The sequence below is a fragment of the Belliella kenyensis genome (assembly GCF_022549675.1).
Lineage (GTDB): Bacteria > Bacteroidota > Bacteroidia > Cytophagales > Cyclobacteriaceae > Belliella > Belliella kenyensis.
In genome coordinates, this window is record NZ_JAKZGR010000024.1 from 14813 (window position 1) to 30552 (window position 15740).

The 15740-nt window shown below is 36.0% G+C and carries 12 protein-coding genes; 3 read left to right on the plus strand and 9 right to left on the minus strand.

The window, feature by feature from the left end; translation table 11 throughout:
• Positions 1-312: 312 nt before the first annotated feature.
• Complete coding sequence (locus MM214_RS17975; protein ID WP_241297560.1) at positions 313-1080, plus strand: SDR family NAD(P)-dependent oxidoreductase; 768 nt, start codon at positions 313-315, stop codon at positions 1078-1080.
• Positions 1081-1219: 139 nt separating this feature from the next.
• Positions 1220-3622, plus strand: a complete 2403-nt coding sequence (locus MM214_RS17980) for a hybrid sensor histidine kinase/response regulator (protein ID WP_241297561.1) — start codon at positions 1220-1222, stop codon at positions 3620-3622.
• 113 nt (positions 3623-3735) lie between these two features.
• Here the strand turns inward: MM214_RS17980 and trmB are convergent, their stop codons facing one another.
• The 9 genes from trmB to holA form a co-directional block, all read right to left on the minus strand.
• Positions 3736-4395: a tRNA (guanosine(46)-N7)-methyltransferase TrmB gene (gene trmB, locus MM214_RS17985; protein WP_241297562.1), complete on the minus strand. Its 660-nt coding sequence runs from the start codon at positions 4393-4395 to the stop codon at positions 3736-3738.
• 2 nt (positions 4396-4397) lie between these two features.
• Positions 4398-5681 (minus strand): bifunctional folylpolyglutamate synthase/dihydrofolate synthase, encoded by a 1284-nt coding sequence (locus tag MM214_RS17990; RefSeq protein ID WP_241297563.1) that lies wholly within the window; start codon positions 5679-5681, stop codon positions 4398-4400.
• 7 nt (positions 5682-5688) lie between these two features.
• Positions 5689-6645, minus strand: coding sequence for an energy transducer TonB (locus MM214_RS17995; protein ID WP_241297564.1), 957 nt, complete (start codon positions 6643-6645; stop codon positions 5689-5691).
• Between the two features lie 4 nt (positions 6646-6649).
• A complete protein-coding gene (locus MM214_RS18000) occupies positions 6650-7042 on the minus strand; it encodes an ExbD/TolR family protein (RefSeq protein WP_241297565.1) in 393 nt (130 codons plus the stop codon).
• 2 nt (positions 7043-7044) lie between these two features.
• Positions 7045-7737, minus strand: a complete 693-nt coding sequence (locus MM214_RS18005; RefSeq protein WP_241297566.1) for a MotA/TolQ/ExbB proton channel family protein — start codon at positions 7735-7737, stop codon at positions 7045-7047.
• Position 7738: 1 nt separating this feature from the next.
• The gene (locus tag MM214_RS18010; protein WP_241297567.1) at positions 7739-8551 is read right to left on the minus strand and encodes a hypothetical protein; all 813 of its coding nucleotides are present in this window, start codon (positions 8549-8551) and stop codon (positions 7739-7741) included.
• An 84-nt stretch (positions 8552-8635) separates the two neighbouring features.
• Positions 8636-10306, minus strand: coding sequence for a TonB-dependent receptor (locus tag MM214_RS18015; protein ID WP_241297568.1), 1671 nt, complete (start codon positions 10304-10306; stop codon positions 8636-8638).
• Positions 10307-10330: 24 nt separating this feature from the next.
• Complete coding sequence (locus tag MM214_RS18020; protein WP_241297569.1) at positions 10331-13321, minus strand: tetratricopeptide repeat protein; 2991 nt, start codon at positions 13319-13321, stop codon at positions 10331-10333.
• A 13-nt stretch (positions 13322-13334) separates the two neighbouring features.
• A complete protein-coding gene (holA, locus tag MM214_RS18025) occupies positions 13335-14357 on the minus strand; it encodes a DNA polymerase III subunit delta (protein WP_241297570.1) in 1023 nt (340 codons plus the stop codon).
• 266 nt (positions 14358-14623) lie between these two features.
• On the opposite strand from holA, the gene MM214_RS18030 reads away from it, so the two are divergent.
• Complete coding sequence (locus tag MM214_RS18030) at positions 14624-15331, plus strand: tetratricopeptide repeat protein (RefSeq protein ID WP_241297571.1); 708 nt, start codon at positions 14624-14626, stop codon at positions 15329-15331.
• Positions 15332-15740: the final 409 nt, after the last annotated feature.

The window sequence follows — 15740 nt, forward strand, 5'->3', positions numbered from 1 at the left end:
AAGTGATTTTGGCATTATTTCAAGCAGGTATTCTACTTTGAAATCAAACAATGATATCCTGATTTCTTTTTGGTAAATAGTCACTGAGTAGGTTATGAGTTCTTTAAAAGAAGATGCATATTTCAAATTATCGTGTAAGTGATCAATATTAGTTAATTATCATTTTTTTATGAATAAAAAGAACATTTCAAACACATTCAACCCAATTGTTTATTATCCAAACAAAATTCTTTTAAAATTTAACTTTACTTAAGTTACATAATTTTATATCTTAATGCCTTATAACCATAAAACCACAATAATTTTAGCCCTATGGATTTATCCAATGTTTTTTCACTTGAAGGAAAAGTTGCTCTAGTAACAGGTGCATCAAAAGGTATAGGCCTAAGCATAGCAACTGTATTTGCAGCTGCTGGTGCAAAAGTCATTATCAGTAGCAGGAAGCAAGAAGCTCTAGACAAAGTGGCATCAACATTAAAAATGAAAGGGTATGAGATACAAGGTATAGCTTGTAACGTAAGTAAAATTGAAACGCTAGATACTCTTGTGAAAAAAGTGGTGAAAAAATATGGTGGAATTGATATTTTGGTCAACAATGCAGCTTCTATTTCAGCGTTTGAACCAGTGCATAAGACTTCTGGTGAAGATTTTGACAAGATCATGGGTGTAAATGTAAAAGCTCCTTTTGAGTTGATGAAATTGTGCTTTCCCCACCTAAGAAAGTCCTCCTACCCTACTGTCATCAATATAAGTGCCGTGGGAGGACTTTCACCAGAGCAAGGGCATGGAGTTTACTCCATAAGTAAGTCTGCATTGATTTCTTTGTCAAAAGTATTTGCAAAAGAGTGGGGTGAGTACAATATCAGAGTAAATGTAATCTGCCCGGGTGTGATTAAAACTAAATTTTCTGAACCAATGTGGGGAAATGACAAAATCATGAAATCTGTCATGAGTGCATTGGTATTAAAAAGAATTGGCCAACCTGAGGAAGTTGCTACATTGGCTCTATTCCTCGCTTCTTCTGCGGCCTCTTATACTACTGGGGCAGTGATCACTACCGACGGAGGACTTTCAATATAATTATAGCTTCATTTATTTTAAATTAACTTATATTATTTTTATCACGAGATCATCTTAAGACTTTTGTTATCAAGATAATTATGATCTGTGAGAGGGTATTTTTCGTAGCTTAACGATACGTATAACCTTTCCTAGCCTCATGATACCCAATCAAAACACAAGTGTATTTATCCTTATACTAATTGCATTTTTATACTCTCAAAATTCAAATGGGCAATATCAGCTGAAAGATGACCAATTTGATAATCCTATTTCTATCTTCAAATATGCATCTATTACCAATGTAGGCTCCAATAATTATGATATTTACGATTTTTTAAAAATTGAACATAATCAAGATTTTATTGAAATTGATGGTCCCAATTCAAATTTAGGTTTTACAAAAGATAATCATTGGCTTAAATTCAGCATGCACAATGAATCAAGTGAAAAACTACAATTATTTTTTGAAACAGGTAGACCCATTACTGATTTGATTGAATTTTATCAAATCAGCGAAAATGGAGAAATCAAAAAACAAATAAATGGAGATTTAGAACCTTTTTCTAGAAAATCATTTAATCATAGAAAAATGATATTCCCTATCATTATTGAACCCAATGCAAATGAAACTTTCTATATACAATATCAGAGTGATGGTGAAGTCATTAACCTACCTTTAAATCTCCACAGTGCTAAATCACTCATTCAAAATTCATATTTTGAACAATTTGTATTTGGTATCTTCTATGGGATTTTGATTTTAGCAGGTACGATCTATTCATTTTTTTACTTTGGCATAAAAGAGAAAAGCTTTATACTTTACTCATTTTATGTCTTCTCAGTCATTCTTTTACATCTTTCCTTGGATGGCTACTTTTTCCAATTCATAACACCAAGCTCAGGTTGGCTTTCAAGAAACGCTGTTCTTCTCGGTGCTGCCTTTTCAACTCTTGCTTTTGGTAGGTATGTACAAGCTTATACCCAAGTCAAAAAATTCAGCTCTTGGATCAACAAGTCTTTTAATTATCTACATATTGCAGTTTTGCTTTTGTTGACGGCAATAACCTTCTTCGAATCCAAAATATCCCTATACTACCCCCTTGTAAATACACTTGGAGTGATCCTATTGATTCTAATATTAACTACAGTTTATACTAGCTATAAAAAAAATGTGAACCTAGATGTATTTTTCAGTCTGGGAATTTTATTCTTCTTCATTGGATTTTTCATCTTTATATTGAATAATTTTAGTTTGATTCCAAACTCATTTGTGACTGAAAATGCATCTAAATTGGGGACTGGACTAGAGATAATCTTTTTATCCATATCTATGGCAAACCGTATCAAGCTTTTGAAATCGGAGAAAGAAAAAATGCAAAACAAAGCACTGCAACATTCCATCGAATCGAATGAAATCAAATCATTTTTTCTTTCCAATATTAGCCATGAATTGAGAACTCCTCTAAACGCTGTGATTGGTTTAACAAAATCTATCGAAGGATCTACGGATAGTGACGATATCAAAAACGATCTGAAAGTCATCAGATATTCCTCTTTGGGTTTACTATCAGCCATTGATGATATTTTGGATTACTCAAAGATAGAGCGCAACGAACTTCAACTCGAGGAAAGGAAAATAGACTTTGCAGCTCTGATTCGGGAGGTGCGTACGATAGTAGAAAATCAAACAAAAAATAAAAATTTGAAATTTATTTATGAGGAAATTAACCAACCTCCAAAATTCATCCTGGGTGATAAATCTAGAATAAGACAAATATTTCTTAACCTTCTCAATAATGCCGTCAAATTCACCCATGAGGGGTATGTTTCTTTACGAATCCAATCAGAGGTTGTGGATAACAAACTTCATCTAGATCTAATGATAACTGATAGCGGAATCGGTATACAAAAAGCAAAATTAGATCGCATTTTTGAATCTTTCATTCAAGAGAGAATTGATGACAAAAGGAAATTTGGGGGATTTGGGCTTGGATTAGGCATTGTAAAAGCATTGGTCAAAGCATATGATGGACAAATCTCAATTGAAAGCGAACAACATAAAGGAACGGAAGTCAAAGTATCACTAGTTTTTGAAACTCCAGTGGAAGTCACTTATCCTGAAATTGCCTCTGAGGAACAAAACTGTTCCTTGAAAGGGAAAAACATACTTATCGTAGAAGACAATCATGTCAATCAATTAGTCATTAAATCAATCCTTCGAAAAATTCCTGAATTATCCTTCAATATTGCAAATCACGGTATCCATGCTCTGGAACTTCTGAAATCCGATAAATTTGATCTTATCCTGATGGATTTACAAATGCCTGAAATGGACGGATATGAAACTACACAAGCAATAAGACAGGGAGATGCAGGAGAGAAATACTTAAACATTCCTATAATCGCTGTCACGGCAGATGCTACAAACAAAGCAAAAAACAAAGCATATGAAGTAGGAATGGATGACTATTTGACCAAGCCTATAGACAGTGATGAGCTTTTGACCAAAATGAACAATTCACTACAACTTGTCAATATAGATTTGCCTAAAATATTCTAAAACGGTTTCTTATAACCTTATGAGTATCCTCATCAATAGGGGGATTTGACTGAAATCCCCCAGTCTTTGCAGGTTCAAGAGATAGCGTAATTTTCACTTTCATCAAGAAACTGCTACTTAAAGCTGAATTTCAGATATTTAATTTTTTCACCCTTATCTGAAAATATCTTTTCGTAACGAGTTTTGATGCCGTGATGGTCTTCTTTCCATTCCGATTGATAAAAATCATGTGTGTAATGTATCACTTCTATATCTTCTCTTGAACGGACGAGTTCTAAAGTATAATCAAACAATCCCGTATTATCGGTTTTAAAATTAACAACTCCATCTTTTTTGATCAATGGCTTATACATATCAAGGAATCTAGGACTTGTCAGTCTTCGCTTTTCATCTCCATCTCTCGGAAAAGGATCTGGGAATGTAATCCAAAGCTCGGAAATCTCTTCGGCATCAAAGAATTCGCTCAAATGTTGGATTTGTGTTCTCAAAAACGCTACATTATCCAGACCTTCTTCAATAGCAGTCTTCGAACCTTTCCATATTCTCGAACCTTTGATATCAACACCAATGAAATTTTGGTCTCTATACTCTCTTGCCAATCCAACAGTAAACTCTCCCCTACCACATGCAAGTTCTACCACAACTGGGTTTTGATTTTGAAATTGATCTATATTCCATTTACCTTTTATGTTTTCAAAAATTGGCTTACCAGATTGTATTACGTTTCTGTTTTCTTCGTTTTCTTTGAATCTTTGGAGCTTATTCCTACCCATGCTTATAAGTCATTTATTTCAGCGACCACAAAGGTACTGCCTCCGACAAATATTAAATCATCTTTTGATGCATTTTTCTTTGCATAAGCCAATCCATCATTGACATCATCGATGGCAATACCATCCAATCCATGCTGAAAACCTAGTTCTAATAAAGTAGCAGCAGGCATTGCTCTAGGAATTTTGGCAGCAACAAAAACATAATTGGCATCTTTAGGAAGTAAGGAAAGCACTTTATCAAGGTCTTTGTCATTGACCATTCCCAATACCATCCAAAGTTTATCAAAGGAACACGCTTTCAGTTGATTTAAAATATAATTAATTCCATCTTCATTGTGTCCCGTGTCACATAGGACAGTAGGTGATTCGCTTAAATACTGCCACCTACCTTTCAACCCAGTATTTTTAACAATATTTTCTAATCCTGCCTGAAGGTGACTTTGTGAAAAAGAAAAGCCTAATGTCCTCAATATGTCTAAAGTCTTTAATACACCCGAAAGGTTTTTCTGTTGGTAGTTTCCTTTCAGGTCCATTTCTAAGACAAAAGAATCCTCTGATTGACTTACCCTATACACCCCTGATTCACTCTCGCTAATATTATCAATCTGAAAATAATCCTCCGCAAAGAAAATAGGTGCTTTTTTGGCTCTAGCTACTTCATTAAAAACATGAGATGTTTCTGCTTGTCTTTGGCTGATTACAACTGGTGTGTTTTGCTTGATAATTCCAGCTTTTTCTCCAGCGATTGCCTCCAAGGTATCTCCCAAATACTGCATATGATCATAGCCAATATTTGTGATCAAGCATACTTCTGGTTGAATCACATTGGTGCTATCCAGCCTGCCCCCCATCCCAACTTCTACTATTGCTATGTCCACTTGCATTTTGGCAAAGTACCAAAATGCAAGTCCCACTGTCATCTCAAAAAAACTAGGCTTTAATTCATCTAAAAAGCCTTTATTTTCATTCACAAATTGAACAACTTCATCCTCTTGAATTTCTACACCATTGATTTTTACTCTTTCGGTAAATGATTTCAAATGAGGAGAAGTATAAAGTCCAACTTTGTAACCTGCTTGCATCAATACAGAACAAAGTGCATGAGAAGAACTTCCTTTCCCGTTTGTTCCAGCTACATGTATAGACTTAAATCTTTGATGAGGATCACCCAAATGTTTACAAAGAGCCAAAGTATTACTCAGGTCTTTTTTAAAAGCCGCAGCACCTACTCTCTGAAACATGGGTAAGGCATTGAACAGGTAGTCCAATGTTTGAGTATAATTCATTTGTATTTTAATCTACTTTGATGATAAAAGTAATCTTACCAGTAGAATAATCTGCTGTAGCATTTCCACTCTGACGTTTGAAGGAAACTTGATTGACTACAGTCCTATAGTAAGCCAATACATCATTGGAAACATTGTATTCTAAAGGAATTGCTTGCACCACTTTTCCTGAATCATCGACTGTGATTTTAAATACTATTCTACCGTTACGAGTGGATACATTATCTCGAATATTTGGCCTTGAGGCAAAATCCCAACCTGCCAAATCCAAATTGTAACCAGCTCCTGGACCTGTTACCCCTTGACCAGTACCTGATCCCATCAAGGCTCTCCCATCCACAGTACCTGTTGGTCTTCCTTCATCACCTCTTTGATCTGAAGATCCCTGAGCACTTCCAGTGGCAGCTTGTGTTCCAGTACCTGAAGTACCTCCAGCACCCATCAAAGCTCTTTGATCTACTTTCGGCTTTTCTTCTACTTTCGGCGCTGTTTTTTCAGCTTCTGCTTTTGCAGGTTGGGTCACTGGGGTATTGGCCTTTTTTTCAGGCGTATTATCTTTTACTACAGGAGTCGTCTTTTCAGAACCTTTTATCGTGCTTGGGGTTTTTGATACAGCTTCGACACTTGATTTAGCTGGTGTGGTGACTGGTTTAGCCTGAGATGCAGGCTGAGTGTTTGGCACCGCTGACTCCGTCGGTTTACTGGATACTTCTCCAGGTGCTGCCGGTGTAGTCACTTCCGATTGAACATCATTGGGGGCTGATAAGGTTTGGGTATTGCCACTTCCAAAATCAGAAAATCCTAAGTTCAACTCTAAACCATACTGGGGCAAAGGTGGTATAGGTTGCTTCCATACTACCATAAAATAGACAAAAAGAAACACCAATACATTGATTACCAACGTAATGACACCAGCTTTACGCTTGTTTTCTGCTTCTAGCTTATCTGATTGCCAAGTTTCCATAGTATTATTTGTAGGGTTTCGTTGCTATAGACACGTTTGCTTCTAGACCAGCGGCAATGCCACCTATCTCTACCAAGTACTCTACTGGTACTTCTTTGTCTATATGTAAAACGACCTGTCCCTTTTTATCTTGTAATAATGTAGTCAATTCTCCTTTGATAGCTTCCCTATTGACAACTCTATCATTAACAGAAAACTTCAGATCTTTTGTGACTGTAACAGTCACTTCCTGCATTACTATATCAGAAGCCTCACTGGAAGGTAGATTGACAGGAAGTCCTGATGGAGTGATAAATGATGAGGTCAACATAAAGAAGATCAATAACAAGAAAATAATATCTGTCATTGAAGACATGCTAAATGCTGATTCTACCTTATGTTTGGATTGTAATGCCATTTTTATTTCTCTTGTAGAATGTCCATAAACTCTATGGAAGTATACTCCATATTATGTACCAATTTAGAAACTTGCGTCACCAAGTAATTGTAACCCAAATAAGCAATAATTCCGACCACTAGACCAGTCGCTGTAGTGATCATGGCTTCATAGATACCAGTAGACAATAGCTTGGGAGATACCATACCTTCTTCTTGAGCTACACCTATAAATGCCCTAATCATACCTGCCACAGTACCCAAAAAACCAATCATTGGCGCAGCACCTGATACAGTTGCCATCAAGTTCAAGTTCTTCTCCAGTTTATAGATCTCTATCTTCCCCACATTTTCGATAGCTACCTCAATGTTTTTTAATGGGCTCCCAATTCTTTCCAAACCTTTGGCAATCATATTTGCAACAGGGGTTTGTTCTTGCTGACAAAGAATTTTCGCTTTTTCTACTTGACCACCCTGAACCAAAATTTTTATTTGATCCATAAGGTATTTTGGGGATTTGGAAGCTTTTCTTAAGGTGATGATCTTCTCTACAAAGATAAATATCGCTAACACAAATAATGCATACAGCGGGATCATCATATATCCACCTTTTATCATCAAATCAAGAAGACCTATATCTCCTTTGCCTGGTTCCATAATCGCCAAGCTATCTACCATCATATTTCCATCGGTAGAGAGTGTTTGTAATAGCATCATATTAATATTTCAAAATCCAAATTTCTTTTCCATAAACATTTTTAGCGGCTTCCCAGTCGGGAGTAGATGCCTCTAAGCTTTCAAATTGACCAATGGCAATTCTAAAGTTACTTATTTCACCATAGGGATGGATTATCCAAGTGTCATATCCATCTTCGAGGTATTTTTGTGCTTCTCTTTGAGCATGTCTTTCGTTCAGTACACTTCCTACTACAATAAAGTAGCGCGGACTGGATGATCTACCTTCTATTACCGTCAAAACAGGCTCTTTAACTTGACTTAAAATTTCAGAACTTCCTGAAATTAACCCATCTTCTGTAGATTCATTTTGAGCTAATGACTCATCATTGTCCGATTTTTTTTCTGTCAAAATAGCAGCATCTTGACTTGACGATTCAATATCACTTGTATTCAATAAATTCGCTTTGAGTTGTTGATTCTCCATCGCTGGAAGGTAATAAAAGAAATACCCCATGGAAGCCAATATCAATACAACGAAAAGTGAAAGAATCAAATACAATCCATTACCCTTATTTTTCTTAGAGGAATCTTTGTAAGTTTCTACTCTACTATGTCCAACTTTAGTAGATGTAGCAGGCATGCTTTCTAAGGGTTTTACTGACAGCTCCTTTTTAGTAACTTCAGTCGATTCGATTGATTCCTCTTCAAGATGGTTTTCAGTACTTGTTGATTCTTTTGCTATTACATGTTTCTTAGCTTCTTCTATTTCATCCAAGGGTAAAACCTCCACGAAAGGAAATCCAAAATCCTTATCTTCCATATCTGTGTACTTTTTATCCTCTTTTTTCTCCATTTCTTTTACCTATTTCAACCTACGAAACTAAGACAAATGTATGAATTCAACAATCTTTCAAGAGCTCTACGAAAAAGATTATTTTTAAAACTTAACTGTCAAGCCCCCTACTCCTTGGATTCCTCTCACTGGATAATTCAAGAAACGTTGATTGGACTGATTGAGCAGGTTATTCCCTACTGCAAAGACAGAAAATCTTTCTGTAATCTTATAATCTGCCTTGAGCTGTAGGTCCAAGATAACAGGCAGTGTTCTTGTCTGATCCAAAATTGGATTTGGTTCCGAAACAACAATTCCCCCGAGTAAATGTGCATTTGCTTGAATCAAAAGCTTAGGCAATGGCTTTATGGTATTTCCTAAAGTGATCTCCCACTCTGGTCTATGAAATGCAGCTTCTAGATCGGTCAAGCTATATTGATAGTAATTTACTCCGCCACTCAATTTATACCAATCTTGATATTCCCAATTTACCTTGGCGTGGTAGTTAAGCACTCTAGTATTAGAATCATACAGCAAATTAAATCTCAAAGTATCTGTAGCATTGGTATTGTAATAATGCATATTGGCAAATTGTCCATAAGCTACTCCTACTTCATAATTGAACTCCCCATTTACTGAACCTTTTACTCCAGCTTTGGCCAAGTAGTTCTGTATGGTGTTCAGCAATGCATCACTAGGCCCTAGGAATGGGTTTTCATTGACAAAATCGTAATATGTTTTACGCTGCACATCTCCTTCAAAACCTGCATACAGTCCAAATTCATCACTTAGCATATAAGATGCATCTATAGATGGAAAAACATGGAAATCAGACTTTTTATTATCGGTTACATCATTTTCAAATATTATATTTGCACCAGCTTTTAGGTATAATCCACTTTTCCTATAAACTACAGCTGGTCGAATTCCGAAATAATTTCTATTGATGTCTCGATAAGTCGTATCTGACGGAGTAGTCAAAGACAAATTACCCAATACCTCTGTTTTCAAAGATTCAGAAAACCAAAAATCAAACTTTCCATTCAAGCCAACTTCATTTTCTACGGCTGAAAATCTATCATTGAATAGGCGAATTTTAAGATTTGCATCATAGTTGAGGTCAGACATTTTCTCCAAATTGCTGATTCCCGCCTTTATATTAAATGAATTCAGTACATTATTTGATGTCACATAATCCGAAAGAAGAGCATTATTCGGATCGTATCCATAGAAATTAAACTCATCTCTATGGTAGTCAACATTACCGTAAAGTGAAAAATAATCCTTGAATAAAGTACCATCAAGACCAAAATGAGTATGATTTTCAGCGGAATTTTTACCTCCTACTGGTCCTGTGTAGAATCCCTCATGGCTTACTTTTGCTCCAATATTATAATCACCATCTTCCCATATGTTGTACCTAAGCTGAAGTAGTGGTGATGAATAATTTCCATATCCTAACTTTGCAAAACCTGGATATAGCTCTTCTAAATTTCTGGGGAAATTCTTCGTCGCTGCCTCTGGTTTGATTTCCAAAGGAGGCAGAGGAAGAAAAAAAGGTTCTACTCTATAGTTAAAGTTCGCATTGCTCTTTGGGGTAGGTAGTACAGGAATTCTTTCAAAACTTCTTGGCTGAACAGGCAGGGTCAAAACCCTGTCTTTTCTAATAATAAACTCCTGATCTTGTACCTCTCCTTTTTGTTGAGCGTGCAGATCAAATCCTATCATTGATAGCCCTATCAACACTAGAGATTTGAAAACAAATTGTTTGTTCATAGTCATGTTAAGCTTCACTATTGGCTACTTGATTTGATTGAGTTTATTTTGAGCAGTTCTTTTGATCTCTTCATCAGCTGCTTGTTCTACTACTGATTGTAAGGTAGCTTTTGCTTGAAAATCTTCACCCAAATTGAGGAAGTTATCCGCTAGCAAAATAAAACACTTCCCATACCAATAAGCATGTGCAGAAAACGGAGTAGAGAAATCAAAAATTGCATCATTCGATTGAGCATAGTTACCTCTCTTTGAGTAGCTTTCAGCTAATAAAAACAAGCCTTCGGCCCCATGTACAGTTTTATAATCATTCACTAGATCTCTAAGTACATCCTCAGCAGAAGCTTGATTGCCTTTTTTGAAATATGCTTTGGCTTTGACAAGCATAGCTTGAGGAGTAGCATCTGCCATCACATTTCCAAGACCTATGACACGATCTGCATAAACTATAGCTGAATCAAATGCATTTGTATTGTAATGGGCATCCATCAAGCCTTGATAGGCTTCATACTCCTCCAATTTGTTTCTTGAGGTTTTGCCAGCCTCTCTTAAGTAAGGTATTGCTTTTGAATAATTTTTATTTTCCAACTCTATAGCTCCAATACGCTGAACAGCCCTCATCCTCTGAGGAGAATCTCTCATGGCCTCTATCTGGTAAAAGATTTTGAGTGCCTCTGCTTTATTGCCACTTTTATGGTACGATTCGGCAATGAAATTCAGAGCCTCAGTTTTATTACCTGCTTGAGGATAGTTTTTCAAATAATCTTGAAAAGCTTTTATAGCTTGTTGATTTGAATTGGAGAAATACAAACTTTTAGCTGCCTCAAATTCAAGGTTTTGAAGGCTTTTATTGTCTGGATTTGACTTTCTATATGAAGATAAATATTGAGAAAACTCACCAGATCTATTTTGCAATGCAAGTGCCTCTTGTAGACCTGTCAGTGCTGACTCTGAATTAGACGCATTTGGGTGATTTTCTAGTATCTTTTTGTAATCTTGGATGGTCTCATCATAGCGTTGCAAGGAATAACTAGCAATAGCTCTTCCTTCAAGGGCAAATGGAATGAACTGACTATTTGGTCTTGTATTGATAAGTCTAGTGAATCCACTGACTGCTTCGGAATACCTAGTCATTTCCATATTTATTTCTGCCTTTTTGAAGATGGCATCTTCCAAATAGAGGCTAGAAGTATAATTATCAATCACTTGATTCAAATGATTGATCGCTTCATTGTTGTTATTTTGGAAATTCTGAATGACACCAGATCGAAAATGTGCATAATCTGCATACCTATTCCTCTCATTGATAGCTTTTCTAAAGGTATTTAAAGCCTCAGAGAATTTTTTTTGGACGTAGTAAGTATCTGCTAATCTAACTAATGCATCATCGTAATTTTCTCTATCTTCTGCCCTCTGGAGCTTATCAACATATTGTTTGAACTGACCTTCAGCTTTTGAGTATTGCTGAGAATTAAAATATGCATAACCTAGACCATAATGTGACTTTATCAAATACGGATCATTTGCTCTAGGCCTTTGGTTTTGAAGTCGTTCATAGGTTCTGATGGCTTCATTGGTATTTTCTCTTGCTGCAAAATTCTCAGCTTTCCAGAAATATGCTTGATTTACAAGATCTTTATCCACTGGAGTATTTATTGCCTTATCAAAATAAGCTGTGGCCAGATCATTTTTATTATCGCGATAATATACTATACCTTGATAAAATGACACTTTCTGATATGCTGCATTGATTCTACTAGATTTGTTCGGCATTCTTTCGATTTGCTCTATTGCTCTCAAGTAATTGTTGGTATTAATGAGCGCATCTGCAAGTAAATCCTCCGCCTCTTTCGCATATGCACCTCTCGGATAAGTATCTAGATAGGTATCTAATCCAGATACAGCATCCTGAAAACTGCCCCTTTCTAGGTTTACTTTTGCATAATTTATCAATGCTTCCTCTTTGATCCTTGGATCTGCATCACTTTTATAGGCAGCCTGAAAACTTGTAGAAGCAAATTGCGGATTATTTAATTTCAAGTAAGAATGACCTAAATAATAGCTAGATACCTGTCCAATTTTATCATTTTCGACAGCAGATACTTTAAAATAATCTGTAGCTCTTTGATAATTTTGAATTTCGTATTGAGCTACTCCAGCTCTGTAGATTTGAGGTCTCTCCAATGTGCCTCTTTGGGCATTTATAAATGCATCATAATTTCTAGCAGCCTTGTCAAATTGCCTCTTTTCAAAATAAGCTTCAGCCAAATACAAATTGATTTCTTCTTTCCTATCCAATGTTCTATTCGAGGCAATAATAGGTTCGGCATAGCTTATCAGATCATCATAAAGACCTTGTCTGTAAAATATACCAGACATCATGTAAGGGACTTTTCCAGCGTAAAAATTAGATTTCTCTGCCTCTCTGAAATCAGCTGTAGACTGATCGTACTTTTTGGCTTCCATCTGTATAAATCCAGCATAATAGTATGCATCAGGAGTGTAAGCAGTCCTTTCACGTTTGACGAGATTGAAGTTTGTCAGAGCATTAGCATGGTCTCCAAGTTGGAATTGAGCATAACCTAGCTTGAAAAGAACCTCAGACCGTTGTTCAGGCCATATTTTGTCTACGTCTACTTTTTGATAAGCAGGAATAGCTTCTCTGTAGTTTCTTTTTTCAAAAAAATAATTCCCCAAAATATGAGCAGCCTCATTCACTTTAGGGTGATCGGGATACCTTCTTATAAATCCATATACCAAATCAGAAGCTGCTGGATTGTCAATTTTCAATGCAGAAATCGCATGATAAAAATCAACATAGACCTCTTCCCCGAAAGGGAATTTTTGATCTCTTAAAGATTCGAATTCAAATTTAGAAGCACTAAATAACTGTTTATCATACAGTTCAAAATGATCATCAATCGATTTTTGTACACTATTCTGGTACAATCCTGACTGCGCATAGGCTGATTGACTGATCGTCAATACACCCAAGATTGCGAGCGTTTTTTTTATCATGTGATATGCTGGGTTAATGCATAATTTTGAAAATCAATTCCTTGAGTATTTGGGATTCATCCATCCCGTTGGCATTTACGCCTTTAGAACGTAAATCTGCCTCTCTAAGGTATGTAAAAGACTCAATAACCTTGCCCAAATTATAATTTCTGGCAGCTATACGATATTCTTTTACAAAGAAGGGGTTCACTCCTAAACTTCTAGCCAACTCTTGATCTGATGCTTTGGACATTTCATGTGCCAAGGCAATTTTCTGAAAGTAATTGAACATCAGTGCAATCATTGGAATCAATGGATGACCTTTAGGATTTTGACCAAAATAATGTATGATTTTATTGGCTTTAATAACATCTTTTACCCCTATCGCTTTAGTAAGCTCAAAGTTGTTGTAATCTTTGTTGATACCGATATACTGCTGTATATGGGTAGCATCAATCTGTGTTGAGGAAGTAAAATTGATCAGCATTTTACCAATCTCATTGGTCAAAACTTCTAAATTATTCCCAATACTTTCAGCAATTATGGAAGCGTTTCGATCATCTATCTGATGACCTTTGGAATGGATGTAATCTTTGACCCATGCGGCCATCTTGTAATCAGGAACTTTTTCTGACTTTACTAGAATCGCCTTTTTATCAAGTTCTTTGGCAAGTGCCTTACGTCCATCTAGCACTTTATACTTGTGAGCAAATACCAAGATGGTGCTAGGAAGAGGATTTTTCAAATAATTGATCAACAATCCGTCTACATCATCTTTTCCCAGCCCATTGATGTTTTGAGCTTCTTTTACAATGACCACTTGCCTATCTGCCATCATCGGAAATCTCCTTGCATTGCTCATGATGGCTGGCATACTAGCATCTTTACCATACATTACTGTCTGGTTGAAACCTTTCTCATGCTCAGGAATGGCATTTTTCTCGATATAATCCGTGATTACATCGATAAAGTAAGGCTCTTCACCCTGTAAAAAATATACTGGAGCATATTTTCCAGCATGGAGATCTTTGATGATATCTTCTGGTTTACTTGGCATCTTAGAGAATTTCGGATCAAAGATATAAAGAATATGAATATTCGCTTTATGTGATGAAAGGTAATTGTAAATTGATTTTTAAGATGACTTTAATACGCTTTCATACCAGAAGTTATATCATAAATCATAAGGTTGATCCTTCTTCAGGTCATTGCTAATTTCAACAATCCATACCTACAACTGAGGAAATATTTTGGTTCAAATAAAAGCTAGTAAACTTTATCACACTTACTTTTGTATTATATATAATCAAATGGAGGAAGATAATGGCAAGTTTTGAGCAAAGCGTGGCTTATTTCAAATCAGGAAAGTTTGAAGAAGCGCTATCTAGTATCAATGAGTGTATTGAAAATGATGATACAAATAGAGAATATTTGTTTTTTAGGGCAAGAATATATTCCCGACTTGGAAAATTTGATCTATCATTGGCAGACTTTCAAGCCTTAACAGATCAGGAGCCATTCAACCCAACTTACATTAGTGATAAAGCTGTAGTTCTTCATCTTCTAGGTAGAAATGAGGAAGCTGCTTCAGAATTTGATAGAGCATTGAACTTGGAACCTAATAACCCTTACCGCTATAGCAGTAGAGCGTATTTTAGAGATCGTATAGGTGATCTGCAGGGTGCCATCGACGATTATACCAAAGCAATTGAAATGGATCCTGAAGATGCCGTTGCCTACAATAACAGAGGATTGGTAGAAGAAAAACTTGGGTACAAAGAGCTAGCCCAGTATAGTTTCAAAAAAGCTGATGATTTGGTAGGATATAAATCAACCCCATCAAACCCGAAAGAAGATGAGGCTATCAAACAAAAAGCGAACACCAAAGAATTCAAAATGCCAAAACAAGAAAATCCCTCCAAAGAACTAGGATTGAAGGGATATTTGGATATGATAAAGAAGCTTTTTACTGAAAAATCCACACGTCAGGAGTTCTTTTCTTTCATTAGTTCTGGATTGAAAAGTAAATAGAATGCATTGAAGCACATCTAGAAAAATTCGAATTGACTTTACTTCAGTAAGTTTCGGTACTAGATACATATTCTTGACATTTACCTACAGAAGTCAGTTTCATCATGTAAATTGATCCCTCTGGCAAAGTATAGTGAATCCATGGTGAAAATTTTAAGTATGTATATCCGCAATGATACTTGTAACTAAGTCACCTTTTGGTTTTTCAAGATCCTGATTTTAATTGATACTGGATCCGCCTAAGCGGACAAATTATTAGTTGATACTAATCCCAAAGTAATCAGGGCTTCTTGGAAAATTCGTCAGGAATTAGAAAGTAGGGTTTAAACTAAGCTCTACTTTCTTTTTTTATGTGTTTGACCCTTGATCCACGAGTCAATTTCGGATTGAAAAAGTACAATTTAGGATT